The organism is Flavobacterium luminosum (assembly GCF_023635005.1).
Classification (GTDB): Bacteria; Bacteroidota; Bacteroidia; order Flavobacteriales; family Flavobacteriaceae; genus Flavobacterium; species Flavobacterium luminosum.
On record NZ_JAMLJM010000003.1, the window covers coordinates 268186 to 284118 of the forward strand.

Below are 15933 nucleotides of genomic sequence, written 5' to 3' on the forward strand. Positions count from 1 at the left end.
TATTTTTTAACACCACTAATTTATGAAATTGTTTTGGGTAAATAAATCATATCACAAAAGTATACATGCCTTATGGGTGATAACGGTTATTTTCTTGCAATCTTGTGCTACTTTAAGTCCACAATTCGGAAAGAAAACGGTTTCTACTTTCACAGAAAACCATCAGGATACCGTTTCATCCGCCCACACTTTGTATCTTCTTGGAGATGCAGGCAATGCCGATGATCCTACCACCCAAAATACTTTATCGTTAGTTGAAGAAAAACTTAAAAAGTCTAACAAAAATGCTACCCTATTATTTTTAGGCGATAATATTTATCCTTCAGGAATGCCTTCCGACAAAGATCATCCTTTACGAACTTCGGCAGAAACCAAATTGAAAAACCAATTAAAAATCACCGAAAATTTCTCTGGAAAAATTTTCTTCCTATCTGGAAATCACGATTGGTATCAGGGTACAAAAGGGCTAAAAGAACAAGAAACTTTCATCAACAATTATTTAAAAACAAAAAAAGCCTTTTTACCCAAGAATAATTGTCCGCTAGAAAGTGTGAAAATAAATGATTTTACGAGTTTAATTGTGATCAACAGCCAATGGTTTTTAGAAGATTGGAATTTGCATCCTACCCTTAACGATGATTGCGATATTAAAACCCGAGAAAAGTTTTTCGAAGAATTTGAAAGCCTCATTAATAAAAACCAGAATAAGATAACGCTTGTCGCTATTCACCATCCGCTGGTGAGCAATGGTTCCCACGGAGGGCAATTTTCATGGCGCAAACAACTATTTCCTGCTTCTTCAAAAATTCCTTTGCCCATCTTAGGGTCATTGGTGAATCTTTTACGTAAAACTTCAGGAATTAGTCCACAAGATTTGCAAAACAAAACCTATGCTTCTCTAATTAAGAGATTATTTCCTATCATTCAAAACAGAGACAATATCATCGTTCTATCAGGACACGAACACAATCTACAATATATCGAACAAGAAGGATTAAAACAAATTATTAGCGGTTCAGCCTCCAAAAAAGACGCTGCGCGTGCTCTTCAACCCGTTAGTTTTTCTTTTGGCGGAAATGGTTATACAGTTCTCGATATTAAAAAAGATCAGAGTGTATATGTTCATTTTTTCTCCACAGAAAAAGGAATGGAAAAAGAAATCTTACGCCGAAAAATACTTATCCCAAAAATCATTCAGGATAGTATTTATCCGAAAACCACTTCTAAAACTGTTTTCGCCTCTATCTATACTCCCGAAATGACTCAAAAAAACAAATTCTATAAGTTCCTTTGGGGTAAACATTATCGCGATTATTACAGCAAACCTATAGAAGTTCCTGTTGTCTATTTAGACACTCTTTATGGAGGAGTACAACCTACCATTGCTGGTGGAGGCCACCAATCTTTATCGTTACGTTTAAAAGACAAAAACGGAAGCGAATTTGTGATGAGAGGCTTAAAAAAAAGTGCTGCTCGTTTTCTCCAAACCGTGGCTTTCAAAGATCAAAATATTGAAACTGAATTTAAGAATACCACGGCCGAAAAATTCATTTACGATTATTACACCACGTCTCATCCTTACACCCCGTTTATCATTGCAAATTTAGCGGATCAAGTAGGCATCTATCACTCCAATCCTAAATTATACTACATCCCCAAACAAAATGCCTTAGGTCAATACAATGAAACTTTTGGTGATGGACTATATATGATTGAAGAACGCCCTACCGATGAGCATAAAGACCTATCAAGTTTTGGCAAACCGGACGCTATTGTTGGCAGTGACGAGGTACTGGCCAACCTGAGAAAAGAATCGAAATATGAAGTAGACGAAGCTTCTTATATTAAAGCCCGTCTTTTTGATATGCTCATTGGCGACTGGGACAGACATGCCGATCAGTGGCGCTGGGCGGAATACCATCGAGAAGGAAAAATCATTTACCAACCCATTCCTAGAGACCGCGATCAGGCATTTTCAAAGGCAGACGGGGCGCTACTGCAACTTATCACAAGAATACCTGCTACCAGACACATGAAATCTTTCAAGAAAGATTTTCCTGACGCAAAATGGTTCAATTTAGCGGCTCGTTCACTAGATGTAGCTTTAATTCGAAATAACGATGTCGATGTGTGGAAAGCACAGGCAAACGCTATCGTTAACCAGCTAACAGACGAAGGTATTGACCTTGCTTTTGCTGGACTCCCTTCAGAGATTAATCGGGATAGCATTACTGCTGAACTAAAATCCAATCTAAAATACCGAAAAAAACATTTAGCAGACTATGCTGTAAAGTATCAAAACCTACTAGAAAAAAAGATATTGCTTCTGGGTACGGATCAAAAAGAAAAATTTATTGTGACTCGTCTAGCAGAAGGCGCAACGCGAATTGAAATCATTCGATTAGTAAAAGGGATTGAAGAAGTAGAGTTTACCAAACTTTATCACCCCAAAAAAACTAAAGAAATCTGGATCTACGGATTAGACAATAATGATGATTTTGTAGTAGAAGGCCGAGAGAATTCTAGTATTTTAATCCGTCTCATTGGTGGGCAAAACAACGATAGTTACACCATACACAACGGAAAAAAAGTAAAGATTTATGATTTTAAATCGAAAGCCAATGAATTCAAGGTTACGAGCACTGCTTCAATTTCACTAACAGAAGATTATGAAACCAATGAATTTTATTACAAACGTCCCGTTTTAAACGCCACAATGATATTGCCTTCTATAGGATCTAACCCAGATGATGGTATCAAATTGGGAATGGCATTAAATTATGTTCAATACGGTTTCATCAACGCTCCTTATGCTCGCAAACACAATTTCAAAGGCAATTATTATTTTGCTACTCAAGGATTTGAATTGTTCTACCATGGTATTTGGACTAAAGTGCTGAAAAACTGGAATTTCGAATTAGAATCACAATACACTACTCCCAATTTCAGCATCAATTATTTTGGATTTGGAAACGAAACCATTAACGATGATAGTAAAATGGGAATGGATTATAACCGAGTAAAAATACAGCAATTCAGGATTTCACCGTCGCTTAGAAAACTAGGAAGAAATGGAAGCGATTTGCAAATCCAAGCTAGTTTTGAAAGTATTGAAGTAGAAGAAACGCCCAACCGTTTTGTAGATCTTCCAAATAATGTTTCTCCAAAAGTCTTTAATTACCAACAATTTGCAGGTATTGGTATGCGATATGGTTTCGAAAATTATGATAACGTTTCCCTTCCGACTATGGGGATGACTTTTTATATCCAAGCCCATTGGAAAACCAATCTTTCCGATACTAGAAAAAACTTCCCCTATCTGGAAGGAGCTTATGGAATCAGTCACAAAATCATCCCTAACGGGCGATTGGTTTTTGGAACGCTTCTAAAAGGCAAGGCCGTTTTAAATAATAATTACGAATTCTATCAGGGAGCCACTCTGGGAGGCGATTACGATTTAAGAGGCTACCGCACACAACGTTATTTAGGGAAACAAGCTTTTTATCAGAGTTCTGATTTGCGCTGGACTTTCGGAAAATTCAACAGAGTTTAATTCCGATGCGTTACGGTATTTTAATGGGTTACGATTATGGACGTGTTTGGCTCGATGGAGAAAATTCAAAGCGATGGCATCAATCAGTTGGTGGTGGTTTATGGCTTAACGGATTAAATAGTGTAACCGCCCGACTCACGTTTTTTAACGGTTCAGACGGAAACAGAATTGCTTTTGGGTTAGGTTTCGGATTTTAATCAAAAAAACTAGGGCTTTAATGGCACCTGATATACATTACCGCCATTTTTTTTAACCTTTTCGTCGGCAATCCAAAGGATATGATTGTCTTTGAAAGTAATGGCTTCTTTTTGGGAATAATGGTTTAAATCGATTTCTGTTTTTTTACCTTCAAAGAAATGATCCGATTCAAAATTCTCGAAAAGCCATACTTTTTGATTGCTCAAAAGGACTACTTTTTGCTGATTGGGACTAATTGCTGCACTCGTAACAGCGCCATAAGAATAGCGTTGGTCCGTTACAAATGAACCGACCAAAATAGCTTGATGATGGCCTTCGATCATCGGAATGCGATACAATAAAGTGGTACCGTCGGAATTTTTACTTCTATTTTTGGTAAAAATGTAAAAATAATTTTGGAATACAATAAAAGCCTCAGCATCGTATATTAATTCTGTTTTTTTAGGTGGAAATTCTTTTTGCTCAGGATAACTGAAGCTAATTTTTGCGGAAGCCTTACAAAAATCGGTATCGAGTGAATCTTTACTGATTTTATAGATGCATAAATCTTTTCTTGTATTGTCGTTGTTACCAAAATCACCCACATACAAATTTCCTTCAACATCTCGACTCAAATCTTCCCAATCGATATTTTCAGCGTTGGAAATTGTCACTTCTTTAATCAATTTTCCATCCCAATTCAATTGGAAAATTACATTTTTGTTCCCACTATCGGCTATAGCCCAAAGCGAGTTCTTATCGGAAGTAATTCCAGAAACTTCTTTTAACGATTTAGGTAAATGAAAGAGTACGGGAATCTCATCCTGACTCGAACAACTACTGAAGCTAAAAAGTAAAAACCAAGTCGACAAAACAAAAACAGCTTTATTCATTATAATGAGGTTTAAATATTTAAAATTACACAATTTCCCATTTCTTTTAAGTGATAAGACATAAAATAGTTGACGAAAAACCATGAATCTTCCTTCAGAAAACCGAATAATATACTTTGGTCCATCTCTCCATTTCTCCTTTTTCATAATACAAAAAAACACTATTTATTTTCTAAAGTATTGAAAATAAATTATTTTTGACTAACCTAAAATACCTTACAATGAAATACCGTTTTTTACTAATTAGTGTATTAATCGCAATAAACTTAACCGCTTGTGAAGTTGTCGACAACTTATTAACTTTTACGGTGAGAGACGAATCTACTTTTACTGTGAAAAGCGGTTTGCCCTTTAATTCTCCTTTTGAAGTTCCTACACCGGACGTAACTACCAATTCTACTTCAGAATTTGAAAACAACAAAACCAAAGCCGAATTGGTTAAGGATGTTAAACTAAAAGAATTGAAACTGAGCATCATCAATCCTACGGATAAAACATTTAGTTTTTTAAAAGCAGTACATATTTACATTTCCACAAACAGCAGTGACGAAATCGAATTAGCTTATCTCGATAATATTAGTGCCACCACCAACACGATCAATCTCATCTGTACTTCCAATAAGTTAGATCAATACATTAAAGCAAACAGTTACAAGTTAAGAACTCAAGTTACTACTCGAGAAACATTAACACAAGATGTCGAGATAAAATCAAACATGACTTTTAGAGTTACTGCCGATCCGTTATAAGAATCAAACTGTTTTTTTAATCTAAAAATTGTATTTTCGCGACATGATGAAAGAACATGACATTGAAGCGATTAAACAGTTGTTGGCTTCACCCCAAAAAATTATAATTCTACCTCACCGCAATCAGGATGGAGACTCTATGGGATCAACCCTTGGTTTGTATCATTTTTTAATCCAATTAAACCATGAGGTTACGATAATTTCTCCGAACGAATTTGCTCGTTATTTGGCTTGGATGCCTAATACAGACCAGATAATGTTTTTTGAAGAACACCGTGAAGATTGTGAACCCAAACTGAAGGAAGCGGATATTATTTTCACGTTAGATTTTAACGCTTTGCATCGCACTGGAGACATAATGAGTCCATTTTTAGAGTCGTTATCAGACAAAACGTTCATCATGATCGACCACCATCAGGCACCCGATTCTTATGCCAAGTATGTTTTTTCGGATACAACCATGAGTTCTACCTCAGAAATGGTCTATCACTTCATTCATCAGTTAGGAAAAGGTCATTTAATCGATAAAAATACCGCTACTTGTTTGTATACCGGTTTAGTGACGGACACGGGTTCGTTCCGTTTTTCATCGACTTCGAGTACCACGCACAAAGTTGCTGCCGATCTAATTGAAAAAGGCATCAACAATGCTGAAATACACAATAATTTATTCGATACTAGTTCTTACGATCGCCTTCAACTTTTAGGAAGGGCGTTACAAAACATGAAACTGTTGAGAGAGCACAAAACCTCGTACATCACGCTAAATCAAACCGAATTAGACGAGCATCACCACAAAAAAGGAGATACGGAAGGTTTTGTTAATTATGGATTATCTATCGATGGTATCGATTTTACTGCTATCTTTATCGAAAATAAATCGGAAGGAATTATAAAAATCTCTTTTCGTTCGCAGGGATCTTTCGACGTGAATCAGTTTGCCCGAAATTATTTCAATGGTGGAGGTCACATTAATGCTGCTGGAGGTCGCTCGACAGAAAGTTTAGAAGAAACCGTTACCCGATTTGTAAAAATTGTACAAGAAACAAAAAGATAGTAAAATGAAATTAATAAAAATTATTGGAGTTTTAATCCTTGGCACGACTTTGGTTACTTCATGTAGTCATAAACGGGAAGCTAGAAGACCTATTTCTCATACCGGTGGTGAATTTATGAAACAATCGATTGAAAGAAATAAAAAATTGAATCAAAACGAGGAAAGCATCATTGCAGCCATCATTAAAAAAGATACGGCTGCTGATTATATTGCCTCTACAAAAGGGTATTGGTATGCTTATCTTGCTAAAAACGAGACCTCTTCGGATACTCCTGACAAAGGTGAAATTGCTTATTTCGATTATGAAATCAAGGACCTTAAAGGAAATCTGATTTACAGTCAATCTGAATTAAAACCTCAAAAATACGTGGTAGACAAACAAGACATCCTGATGGGATTACGCCACGGAATAAAATTGATGAAAAAAGGAGAAACAGTGCGCTTTTTATTTCCTTCTCACATGGCCTATGGCTATCACGGAGATGAGAATAAAGTAGGTTCCAACGAACCATTAATGTGTACGGTAACCCTAAATGATATTAAAGTAGATGCTTCTGTTAAGGAAAAAACTACTATTGAATAAAAAACAATCTGTAATTATTAACTAAAATGAATCGAATGACAAGTCTTTTTTTAAGTTTTATCGCTCTATTTTTTTCGTGCAATTCCGGCAACGACAAATTAGGCGATGGAATGTATGCTGAAATCGAAACGAATAAAGGAAAAATTCTGCTTCAGTTAGAATTTGAGAAAACTCCTATTACTGTTGCCAACTTCGTTGCTTTAGCAGAAGGTAAAAACCCTATGGTAAATGAAAAATTTGCTGGAAAACCATTTTATAACGGCTTAAAATTTCACCGTGTTATTCCTAATTTTATGATTCAAGGAGGTGATCCTGATGGAAATGGTAGCGGAGGTCCAGGCTATAAATTCAAAGACGAAATTGTTCCCGATTTAAAACACAGTGGTCCTGGTATTTTATCTATGGCCAATGCCGGTCCAAATACAAACGGATCTCAGTTTTTTATTACGCACAAAGAAACCTCATGGTTAGATGGTCGTCATACTGTTTTTGGACGTGTTCTTTCTGGACTAGATGTTGTAAACGCTATTGCACAAGATGATGTTATCAAAAAAGTAACCATTATTCGTAAAGGGGCAAAAGCAAAGAAATTTGATGCTGCTAAAATTTTCAAAGAAAGTGTAGCGAAACAAGCTGCAGAACAAAAAGCCTTGGTAGCGCAATTAGCCAAATCTAAAGCAGACAAATTAGCTTTTTTTGCACAATCTAAAGCTTCTGGTACTAAAACAGAATCTGGACTAATTTATTATATTTCACAAAAAGGTTCTGGTAAAAAACCTGCAGTAGGCTCTACCGTATATGTACACTATGCTGGGTATTTTGAAAATGGAAATTTATTTGACACTAGCTACCAAAGTGTTGCTGCAGAGTTTGGAAAATTAGATCCCAACAGAGCGGCACAAAATGGCTACCAACCTTTTCCTTTTCAAGCAGGTAAGAAAGACGGTTTAATTCCTGGTTTCTTAGAAGGTTTAGAAAAAATGAATCTTGGCGATAAAGCGGTATTGTTTATCCCTTCAAACTTAGGATATGGCCCTCAAGGCGCTGGCGGAGTAATTCCTCCTAATTCAAATTTAATTTTCGAATTAGAACTATTAGAATCGTTACCTGGAGCGAGTAACAAATAAAACAAAATAAAAAATCCCGATTTAAATAATCGGGATTTTTTATGGATTTAACCTTTGAACTTCCAATCGAACTCGTCTGCTTTTTCGTTAAAAACAGCTCCTAATTCCAAACGGATTATTTCGTCGAACTCTACTTGAAAAATCATCCAATTACTTTCGTTAAAATAATTATCAACGGTATCAAAGTTTTCTTTTTCGAGGGATTTAATATTTTTAGACGTCAACATTGTGGCTATAGCCTCCCATGGTCTTCCGATTATTTTTTCTGAAAACAACTCTAATTCGGGATGAGAGCAAATAATATATCCCAAACGAAATGCTTCGTCTTCATAAAACGTCAAACGCATTTTTTGAGCATTGTACAAGTAAATCACATTTCCTTCTTCGTCTTCGTATTGCTTATCGGGATTACCATACAAAGCCGTTACATCTTTTTGTTTCATTCCGAAGACCAACTGGTCTATTCCTATTTTAGGGTTTACCTTCATAACTTTATTTTAATCTCTGTCGGGTAAAATTTTACCCGGATTCATAATATTATTGGGATCAAAAATATATTTGATCTGTTCCATCAATTCTAAATGTGGTTTGGAAAAAGCGATATCCATAAAATTCTTTTGAACATAACCAATACCGTGTTCTCCCGAAAGCGTTCCTTTCAAAGACACTGTCAATTCAAAAATTTCTTGAATCCCTTTAGGAACTTCCTTTTTCCAATTGGCATCACTCATTGTACCTTTAATGATGTTCACATGTAAATTTCCATCGCCTGCATGACCATAACAAACCGATTGAAAACCATATTTTTTCCCGATCGCTTTGATTCCTTCCAATAATTTCGGCAATTCATATCTAGGCACCACGGTATCTTCTTCTTTGTAAACAGAATTGGCTTTAACGGCTTCCGCTACAGAGCGACGAAGTTTCCATAAAGCATTTTTCTGATCTTCGGTATCGGCAAATAAAACTTCATCGATTTCAAATTGTTCTACCACCTCCATTATTTTTTCGGCTTCCAGCATTAGAATTTCAGGATAATTCCCATCCACTTCAATAAGCAAATGAGCCTGATGTTCCGGTTTCACTGTTACATTGATACCACTGACAAATTGCAGTGTCCAATCGATAGCATCCCGTTCCATAAACTCTAAGGCACTAGGAACAATTCCGGCTCTAAAGATGGCCGAAACAGCTTCACAGGCTTGACTTGCTTTATAAAAAGGAACCAAAAGCAACAAATTATGATCGTTTTTAGGCAATAATTTTAAAACGGCTTGCGTAACCACTCCTAATGTCCCTTCGCTACCTACCATTAACTGCGTTAGGTTGTAACCGGTTGAATTTTTTAATGTATTGGCTCCCGTCCAAATAATTTGTCCATTAGGTAATACCACTTCCAAATTTAACACATAATCTTTGGTCACCCCATATTTAACAGCGCGAGCACCACCCGAATTCTCAGCAATATTCCCACCAATAAAACAACTACCCATACTACTAGGGTCTACGGGATAAAACAGTCCTTTTTCTGCTACTGCTTCTCGTAAGACCTGTGTAATCACTCCGGGTTGAGTTCTAACTTGAAGATTTTGTTCATCAATTTCTAGAATTTTATTCATTCGTTCCATTGACAAACCAATTCCTTCCAACAATGAAAGTGCTCCCCCACTGAGTCCCGTCCTACCGCCAATAGGTACCACAGCAATATAATTCTGATTGGCTAGAGACATAATCTGAGAAACTTCTTCGGTTGTAGCTGGTTTTACAACCACTCCCGGTGGGAAATTATAATCTTCGGTTTCGTCATGACCATAATCTCTTCGGGTGGCTTCATCCGTAAACACATAATTTTCTCCAACAATTTGTTGCAATTGTTGAATTATACTAGAGGTAATTAACATGCGCTTTTATTTTAAAGCAAATGTACTAAAGAAAAGATTTACCTCCTTCTCCTAATCGATGATTAATGAACCCGTTGTAGCAGAAAATACCAAAAAATAAGTGTAATAAACGATAGCGGAATACCAAAACCAACCATCATCGAACTTAACTTTGGTTTTAATCCATAAGTTGAGGCTACTATTGTTCCGGTAATCATAGGCGCCATAGCCGATTCTAATATGGAAACCTGAATATCGAGACCTTTAGCATCTAATAATGATATATAAAAAATGTAGAAAAAAGCTGGCATCAGAAACAATTTAAAAAGAAGTCCCAAGGCTAAAAACTTCCAATGTTTACTTCTTTTATCGAACTCTAATTGCATTCCCACAGCCACTAAAGCTATAGGCGTGATGGTATTTCCTAGTTTTTGAAAAACGGACTGCAAAACCTCTGGCAGGTTGATTTGAAATATATTCAAAAATATAGCGATCAAAAACGCAATAAACGGAGGAAAAAACAAAATTTTGTTAGCAATGGTAACACCATCTGCTTTACCCCGTGAATACATGGTAGCTACTAAAATGGCTACTGTAGAAACCACCATAAACGAACCTGGTTGGTCAACAATAACAGCCGTTTCCAAGGCTTTTGTTCCGTATAAAGCTTCGACAATAGGAAAACCCACAAACGAAGTATTTCCTAATCCGGCAGTAATAATCAAACAACCTGTCAATTTTTTAGACCAATGAAAAATTTTACCCAAAGCGGAGAAAAAAACATACGAAAGTCCAAATCCAATCCAAGCAATTCCAAGAGGAAACAATAGTTTTTCACTAATGACCAACTTCGGAATATAATACAACGCTAAAGCCGGAAGCGAAATATAGATTACGTATTGGTTTAAGGTTTTATGGCTTAATTCAGGAAATTGACGGCTTCTTTTGATAAAAAAGCCCAACAACATGCATATAAAAACAAGTAAGATATTATCCATAGAAGATGATTCTGATACAAAGTTAGCACATCCACCGGAATTTTGTTTCGCTTATCACATGAGAAAAAAATAAATCACAATCAAAAACTACGATTGCATCACTATTTTAAATCATCGACTAAAAATTATCGACTATGCAATTCATTGGATTCGATATACAGAAACATGTTTTTTCTGAACACTTGAAGATTCCTTAGTTTTTGCTTATTTTTACCCTATTAATTCAGTCTTGTGTCTCAAAAAAAAATACATCCTTCGGCTTTAAAAGAAAATGACGGTATCGAACAACCGGAAATCATTAGTGCTCAAGTTGTGGCTACGATTCAACAATTCAGAAGAAAACAGCCTACAGCGCAAGAACTCATTGATGGCATTTTAAAAGGAGACAAAACGGCGTTAAGCAGAAGCATTACGCTTATAGAAAGTACAAATCCAGAACATCTCGACAAGGCGAATGAAGTCATTAATGCTTGTTTACCTTTCGCTAATAAATCGATTCGAATTGGTATTACGGGTGTTCCGGGAGTTGGCAAAAGTACTTTTATCGAAGCTTTTGGTAGCTACTTGACTTCCATAGGCAAAAAAGTAGCCGTACTAGCAGTAGATCCTAGTAGTTCTATTTCGCACGGAAGTATTCTTGGCGACAAAACCCGAATGGAAGAATTGGTGAAAGATCCTAACGCTTATATCCGTCCGAGTGCTTCGGGAGACAGTCTAGGCGGTGTGGCGCGAAAAACAAGAGAAAGTATTATACTGTGTGAAGCTTGTGGATTTGACACTATTATCATTGAAACCGTTGGTGTGGGCCAAAGCGAAACGGCGGTTCACAGCATGGTGGATTTCTTTTTACTATTAAAAATAGCCGGAGCTGGAGATGAATTACAAGGAATAAAAAGAGGCATCATGGAAATGGCGGATGCTATTGTAATTAATAAAGCTGACGGAGATAATATTGCTAAAGCCAAATTGGCTAAAACCGAATTTAATCGGGCTTTACATTTGTTTCCGGCAAAAACCAGCGGCTGGATTCCTAAAGTAACCACTTGTAGTGCCTTCGAAAAACAAGGTATTGATAGTATTTGGGAGATTATTTCTGGGTATTTTCAACTGGTTCAATCGAATGGTTATTTCGAACAAAAACGCAGAGAACAAAATCAATATTGGATGTTGGAAACGATTAACGAATCGTTAAAAGTTAATTTCTATCATCATCCAGAAATTGAAAAACTTTTAGAAGAAAACAAAAAAGCGGTACAAAACAATGAAATTTCACCTTTTGCCGCCGCTCAATTACTCTTAAAACAATATTTTAAATAATTTTTGAAAGCTATTTTGTTTTAATTTTCTTCGTAACGTTCCATTTCTCTGTCATAAAACTCACCAGCTAGAGTGATAAGATGTTCCATTTCAGCTTCTAATTCGTGTTCGTCTTCTTCGTCTAATTCTTCAATAAATTCTACCGAATCATCTTTTAAATTGATCAAAAAACGAGGGTATTCTAAATGAATAATGAATATATCATCTGGAAAATCAGAATTATCTGCTAAAACAAATTTGGGTAATTCCATAGTAAATATGAGTTATAAGTTATGAATTAAGTATTATATGTTGATTCGATAGTCTATTAAATCGCAAGTATAGAAATATGGCCGCAGCAGTTAGACCGGATAACAAACCAATCCAAACCCCAATGGCCTTTAATTCGGTATACAAACCTAGATAAATTGAAATAGGGAAACCTATAATCCAATACGCTACAAAGGTAATATACATTGGAATTTTCACATCCTGTAAACCGCGTAAAGCTCCTAACACCACCACCTGAATACCGTCTGACAACTGAAAAACAGCAGCAATGAGAATCAACTGCGACGCTATCGATAATACTTCGGCGGTTTGTTGTACTTGTTCATTAACGAAAAAAACAGGCAACACTTTGTGCAACAATACGAACAATACTGCAAAAGCGCCTTGTATAATAATGGCCAATAAAAATATGGAACGGGCCACGATTTGTAATTTTCTAAAATCACCAATTCCTTTTTGATTACCAACTCTCACCATACCTGCCACACTTAAGCCAGAGACAAACATAAAAGTAAATGTAGCCAAAGTCAATGCAATTTGATTGGCCGCTTGGCTGGTGGTTCCTATTTTTCCGCACAACCAAATAGCACCAGTAAACAATGCAACTTCAAAAAACATCTGAAAAGCCGATGGTAAGCCTAAATCGACTATTTTCTTGGTCATATTTTTACCTATGGCTTTAAAACTAAAACCTTCGAAGTAAGGCTGGAATTTGGCTTTCGATTTCAAAGCATAGTGCATATACACTACCATGACTACTCTGGAAATAACCGTTCCTACAGCCGCTCCTAACATACCCATTTTTGGAAAAATCCATACGCCGTAAATTAATACGATATTGAGGAATAAATGCACCACATTACATAGTAAATTAGCCCACATAGCATATTTGGTTTCACTTTTTCCGTCTGCAAACTGCTTGTATCCTTGAAATATGATGAGTGGAATTAATGAAAACGCTACCAAATCTAAAAACGGTTTGGCCATTTCTACTACTTCTTTGGGTTGTCCCATCAGTACAATTAGAGGTTTCGCAGCATAGATAATACCAAATAACAATAATCCTAAAAAGGTGCACAAAACCAATCCGTGATGAAAAACACTTCGCCCTTTGACCAAACTATTTTCTCCATCAGCCTCAGCAATTAAAGGCGTAATCGCTGTAGAAAAGCCAATTCCCAGAGACATCCCGATAAATACAAAACTATTAGCCAGCGAAACGGCAGCCAATTCTGTTGGACCTAATCTTCCCACCATGATATTATCTACAATGGCAACCAAAGTATGTCCCAACATTCCTAGAATAATAGGATAGGCTAATTTGATGTTTTCCGGAAATTCTTTGGTGTAAACAGAAAGTTTCATGGCTAAATTTTTAGCAAAAATACAATTTTTAACATGTACATTGCGTCATTGTAGCCCTCAAATAAAAAAATTACTCGTACACTGTTTATTCAAACAAACTTCTCTTCACTTTACAACTATACATAAGTAAGGCTGTGCATTAAGAAACGGAAAACTCTTCTTTTAATCACGCAACGTTTATCATTATTGCTCTAACTGACGTTTATATTCGGCAAAGTTGGCTTTCACTTTTTCATCCAAAGCCGGTTCTTTTACATCTGTAATTTTTTGCATTTCTTCCCAAATAATTTTCCCTACCATATATCTGGCTAATTCTTTATCGTCCGAAGGAATTACGTACCATGGCGCGTGTGGCTTAGACGTTGTGTTGATGGCTTCTTCGTAGTATCGCATGTAATCGTCCCAACGTTCGCGTTCTTTTAAATCTCCCGGCGAAAATTTCCAATGGTGTTCTTCTTCTTCCAAACGTCGCAACAAGCGCTTACGCTGCTCTTCTTTACTCATGTGAAAGTAAAATTTCAAAACGATGATCCCATTTTCTGTAATATGTCTTTCGAAATGATTGATTTGCTCAAAACGTTTTTCCCAAAAATCAACTGGAATATCTTCTACTTTTTCAATACCAGGTAAGTTTTCATTCAAAATATATTCTGGATGGACTCGAGTGACTAATACATTCTCATAATGCGTTCTATTAAATACGGCAAACTTTCCTTTTTCAGGCAAAGCCAAATAGTGTCGCCACAGATAATCATGCTCGAGTTCTGTGCTATTGGGCGTTTTAAAACTATGCACCACCACCCCTCGAGGGTTAAATTCTTTAAACACTTCTCGAATCAAACTATCTTTTCCAGACGTATCCATTCCTTGAAGACAAATCAAAACGCCATATCGATTGTGCGCATACATGACATCCTGCCATTGACTTAAATCTTTCTGTACTTTATCTAGTTTGGTTTCCTTCTCTTTATCACTTATAGGAAGATTCAGGTCGGTTGGAAAATCAATAAGCTTGAGAGGAGAGGTCACTTTAAAATCATCGGGGTTAAATAATGCCATCGTTTTTCAGTTATATTTGTACTAAAGTAAATTTATGGAAAATTTTCAACTATCACTACTCTTCCAAATTATTGGCATCGGATCAGCCTCAGGTCTCGTTTTTCATGATACTTCATTGTTTATCATTTCTGACAATAGCTCTTATTTATATGAATACCAAATGGTTGATCAAAAGTTAAACAAAATAGCCTTAGTTGAAAATCCAAAAGAAAATATCCTAAAAAAAGAGAAACCCGACTTCGAATCGATTACTTTAAAGGGAAATCGATTACAGATGTACGGATCAGGTTCTACAGAGAAAAGAAATACTACCATTTCTTACCATTTAGCCAAAAAACAAGTACAGGAAAAAAGTATTGTTGCTTTATATGCATCCATTAAAAATCAACTTAAGATTGGTGATGACGAATTAAATATTGAAGGAGTGATTTTCAAAGAAAATGAGATTTTTTTATTTCAAAGAGGTAATGGCGCTCAAGCGAAAAACGGAATTATTACCATTAAAAACAAAGGCAAGGGTTCAATTTCATTTCATCCGATTGATTTACCAAAAATCGAAAATGTAGTGACTTCCTTTACTGATGCTATATTAGTTAAAGATAAAATTTATTTTCTAGCCGCTGCAGAAGACACTACTTCAACCTATGCCGACGGTAACGTTTTAGGAAGCGTAATTGGAAGTATAAACAGTAGCACCTTCCAAGTAGAAAAAACAATCCAGATCTCTAAAAACCATAAATTTGAAGGATTGACGTTATATCAATCTTCCGAAAAAGAGATTGAGTTTTTACTTTGCGAGGACAATGATACCGAAGCACTAAACACTAACATTTATAAACTTTCCTTAGCTATCGAAAACGAAGACAACTAGTTTTTGACAGATGAAACCAAAGGAATAAAATCCG

The 15933-nt window shown here is 36.0% G+C and carries 15 protein-coding genes; 8 read left to right on the forward strand and 7 right to left on the reverse strand.

Annotated features, from left to right (window positions below):
- Positions 1–22 precede the first annotated feature (22 nt).
- Entirely contained in the window at positions 23–3553 is a 3531-nt protein-coding gene (locus NAT50_RS06230; RefSeq protein WP_250592354.1) for a metallophosphoesterase, read from the forward strand.
- 5 nt (positions 3554–3558) lie between these two features.
- The gene (locus NAT50_RS06235) at positions 3559–3750 is read left to right on the forward strand and encodes a hypothetical protein (protein ID WP_250592355.1); all 192 of its coding nucleotides are present in this window, start codon (positions 3559–3561) and stop codon (positions 3748–3750) included.
- A gap of 9 nt (positions 3751–3759) precedes the next feature.
- Here NAT50_RS06235 and NAT50_RS06240 read toward each other — a convergent pair whose 3' ends face one another.
- Positions 3760–4623, reverse strand: coding sequence for an NHL repeat-containing protein (locus NAT50_RS06240; RefSeq protein WP_250592356.1), 864 nt, complete (start codon positions 4621–4623; stop codon positions 3760–3762).
- Between the two features lie 221 nt (positions 4624–4844).
- Between NAT50_RS06240 and NAT50_RS06245 the strand changes: the two genes are divergently transcribed.
- From NAT50_RS06245 to NAT50_RS06260, 4 genes are read left to right on the forward strand one after another with little or no spacing between them, the layout of a single operon-like run.
- The gene (locus NAT50_RS06245; RefSeq protein WP_250592357.1) at positions 4845–5372 is read left to right on the forward strand and encodes a hypothetical protein; all 528 of its coding nucleotides are present in this window, start codon (positions 4845–4847) and stop codon (positions 5370–5372) included.
- Between the two features lie 43 nt (positions 5373–5415).
- Positions 5416–6429, forward strand: coding sequence for a DHH family phosphoesterase (locus NAT50_RS06250; protein WP_250592358.1), 1014 nt, complete (start codon positions 5416–5418; stop codon positions 6427–6429).
- 4 nt (positions 6430–6433) lie between these two features.
- A complete protein-coding gene (gene gldI / locus NAT50_RS06255) occupies positions 6434–7012 on the forward strand; it encodes a gliding motility-associated peptidyl-prolyl isomerase GldI (RefSeq protein WP_250592359.1) in 579 nt (192 codons plus the stop codon).
- Positions 7013–7038: 26 nt separating this feature from the next.
- The gene (locus tag NAT50_RS06260) at positions 7039–8139 is read left to right on the forward strand and encodes a peptidylprolyl isomerase (RefSeq protein WP_250592360.1); all 1101 of its coding nucleotides are present in this window, start codon (positions 7039–7041) and stop codon (positions 8137–8139) included.
- A 47-nt stretch (positions 8140–8186) separates the two neighbouring features.
- Here NAT50_RS06260 and NAT50_RS06265 read toward each other — a convergent pair whose 3' ends face one another.
- From NAT50_RS06265 to NAT50_RS06275, 3 genes are all read right to left on the reverse strand, one after another.
- Positions 8187–8627, reverse strand: coding sequence for a hypothetical protein (locus NAT50_RS06265; RefSeq protein ID WP_250592361.1), 441 nt, complete (start codon positions 8625–8627; stop codon positions 8187–8189).
- A gap of 9 nt (positions 8628–8636) precedes the next feature.
- Positions 8637–10040: an FAD-binding oxidoreductase gene (locus NAT50_RS06270; RefSeq protein ID WP_250592362.1), complete on the reverse strand. Its 1404-nt coding sequence runs from the start codon at positions 10038–10040 to the stop codon at positions 8637–8639.
- Between the two features lie 62 nt (positions 10041–10102).
- Positions 10103–11017 (reverse strand): AEC family transporter, encoded by a 915-nt coding sequence (locus tag NAT50_RS06275; protein ID WP_250592363.1) that lies wholly within the window; start codon positions 11015–11017, stop codon positions 10103–10105.
- A 231-nt stretch (positions 11018–11248) separates the two neighbouring features.
- On the opposite strand from NAT50_RS06275, the gene meaB reads away from it, so the two are divergent.
- The gene (gene meaB / locus NAT50_RS06280; protein WP_250592364.1) at positions 11249–12334 is read left to right on the forward strand and encodes a methylmalonyl Co-A mutase-associated GTPase MeaB; all 1086 of its coding nucleotides are present in this window, start codon (positions 11249–11251) and stop codon (positions 12332–12334) included.
- Between the two features lie 20 nt (positions 12335–12354).
- On the opposite strand, the gene NAT50_RS06285 is transcribed toward meaB, so the two are convergent.
- From NAT50_RS06285 to NAT50_RS06295, 3 genes are all read right to left on the reverse strand, one after another.
- Positions 12355–12585, reverse strand: a complete 231-nt coding sequence (locus tag NAT50_RS06285) for a hypothetical protein (protein WP_250592365.1) — start codon at positions 12583–12585, stop codon at positions 12355–12357.
- Positions 12586–12604: 19 nt separating this feature from the next.
- On the reverse strand, positions 12605–13969 hold the full coding sequence (locus NAT50_RS06290; protein WP_250592366.1) for an MATE family efflux transporter: 1365 nt from the start codon (positions 13967–13969) through the stop codon (positions 12605–12607).
- 183 nt (positions 13970–14152) lie between these two features.
- A complete protein-coding gene (locus NAT50_RS06295; protein WP_250592367.1) occupies positions 14153–15028 on the reverse strand; it encodes a PPK2 family polyphosphate kinase in 876 nt (291 codons plus the stop codon).
- 34 nt (positions 15029–15062) lie between these two features.
- Here NAT50_RS06295 and NAT50_RS06300 point away from each other — a divergent pair, with 34 nt between their 5' ends.
- Complete coding sequence (locus NAT50_RS06300; RefSeq protein ID WP_250592368.1) at positions 15063–15899, forward strand: DUF6929 family protein; 837 nt, start codon at positions 15063–15065, stop codon at positions 15897–15899.
- The last annotated feature ends 34 nt before the right edge of the window (positions 15900–15933 follow it).

What these genes read in the sequence shown, in the direction of transcription:
- NAT50_RS06230 (WP_250592354.1), top strand. Translation starts at nt 23, where the DNA reads ATGAAATTGTTTTGGGTAAATAAATCATATCACAAAAGTATACATGCC.
- NAT50_RS06235 (WP_250592355.1), top strand. Translation starts at nt 3,559, where the DNA reads ATGCGTTACGGTATTTTAATGGGTTACGATTATGGACGTGTTTGGCTC.
- NAT50_RS06240 (WP_250592356.1), bottom strand. Translation starts at nt 4,623, where the DNA reads ATGAATAAAGCTGTTTTTGTTTTGTCGACTTGGTTTTTACTTTTTAGC.
- NAT50_RS06245 (WP_250592357.1), top strand. Translation starts at nt 4,845, where the DNA reads ATGAAATACCGTTTTTTACTAATTAGTGTATTAATCGCAATAAACTTA.
- NAT50_RS06250 (WP_250592358.1), top strand. Translation starts at nt 5,416, where the DNA reads ATGATGAAAGAACATGACATTGAAGCGATTAAACAGTTGTTGGCTTCA.
- gldI (WP_250592359.1), top strand. Translation starts at nt 6,434, where the DNA reads ATGAAATTAATAAAAATTATTGGAGTTTTAATCCTTGGCACGACTTTG.
- NAT50_RS06260 (WP_250592360.1), top strand. Translation starts at nt 7,039, where the DNA reads ATGAATCGAATGACAAGTCTTTTTTTAAGTTTTATCGCTCTATTTTTT.
- NAT50_RS06265 (WP_250592361.1), bottom strand. Translation starts at nt 8,627, where the DNA reads ATGAAGGTAAACCCTAAAATAGGAATAGACCAGTTGGTCTTCGGAATG.
- NAT50_RS06270 (WP_250592362.1), bottom strand. Translation starts at nt 10,040, where the DNA reads ATGTTAATTACCTCTAGTATAATTCAACAATTGCAACAAATTGTTGGA.
- NAT50_RS06275 (WP_250592363.1), bottom strand. Translation starts at nt 11,017, where the DNA reads ATGGATAATATCTTACTTGTTTTTATATGCATGTTGTTGGGCTTTTTT.
- NAT50_RS06285 (WP_250592365.1), bottom strand. Translation starts at nt 12,585, where the DNA reads ATGGAATTACCCAAATTTGTTTTAGCAGATAATTCTGATTTTCCAGAT.
- NAT50_RS06290 (WP_250592366.1), bottom strand. Translation starts at nt 13,969, where the DNA reads ATGAAACTTTCTGTTTACACCAAAGAATTTCCGGAAAACATCAAATTA.
- NAT50_RS06295 (WP_250592367.1), bottom strand. Translation starts at nt 15,028, where the DNA reads ATGGCATTATTTAACCCCGATGATTTTAAAGTGACCTCTCCTCTCAAG.
- NAT50_RS06300 (WP_250592368.1), top strand. Translation starts at nt 15,063, where the DNA reads ATGGAAAATTTTCAACTATCACTACTCTTCCAAATTATTGGCATCGGA.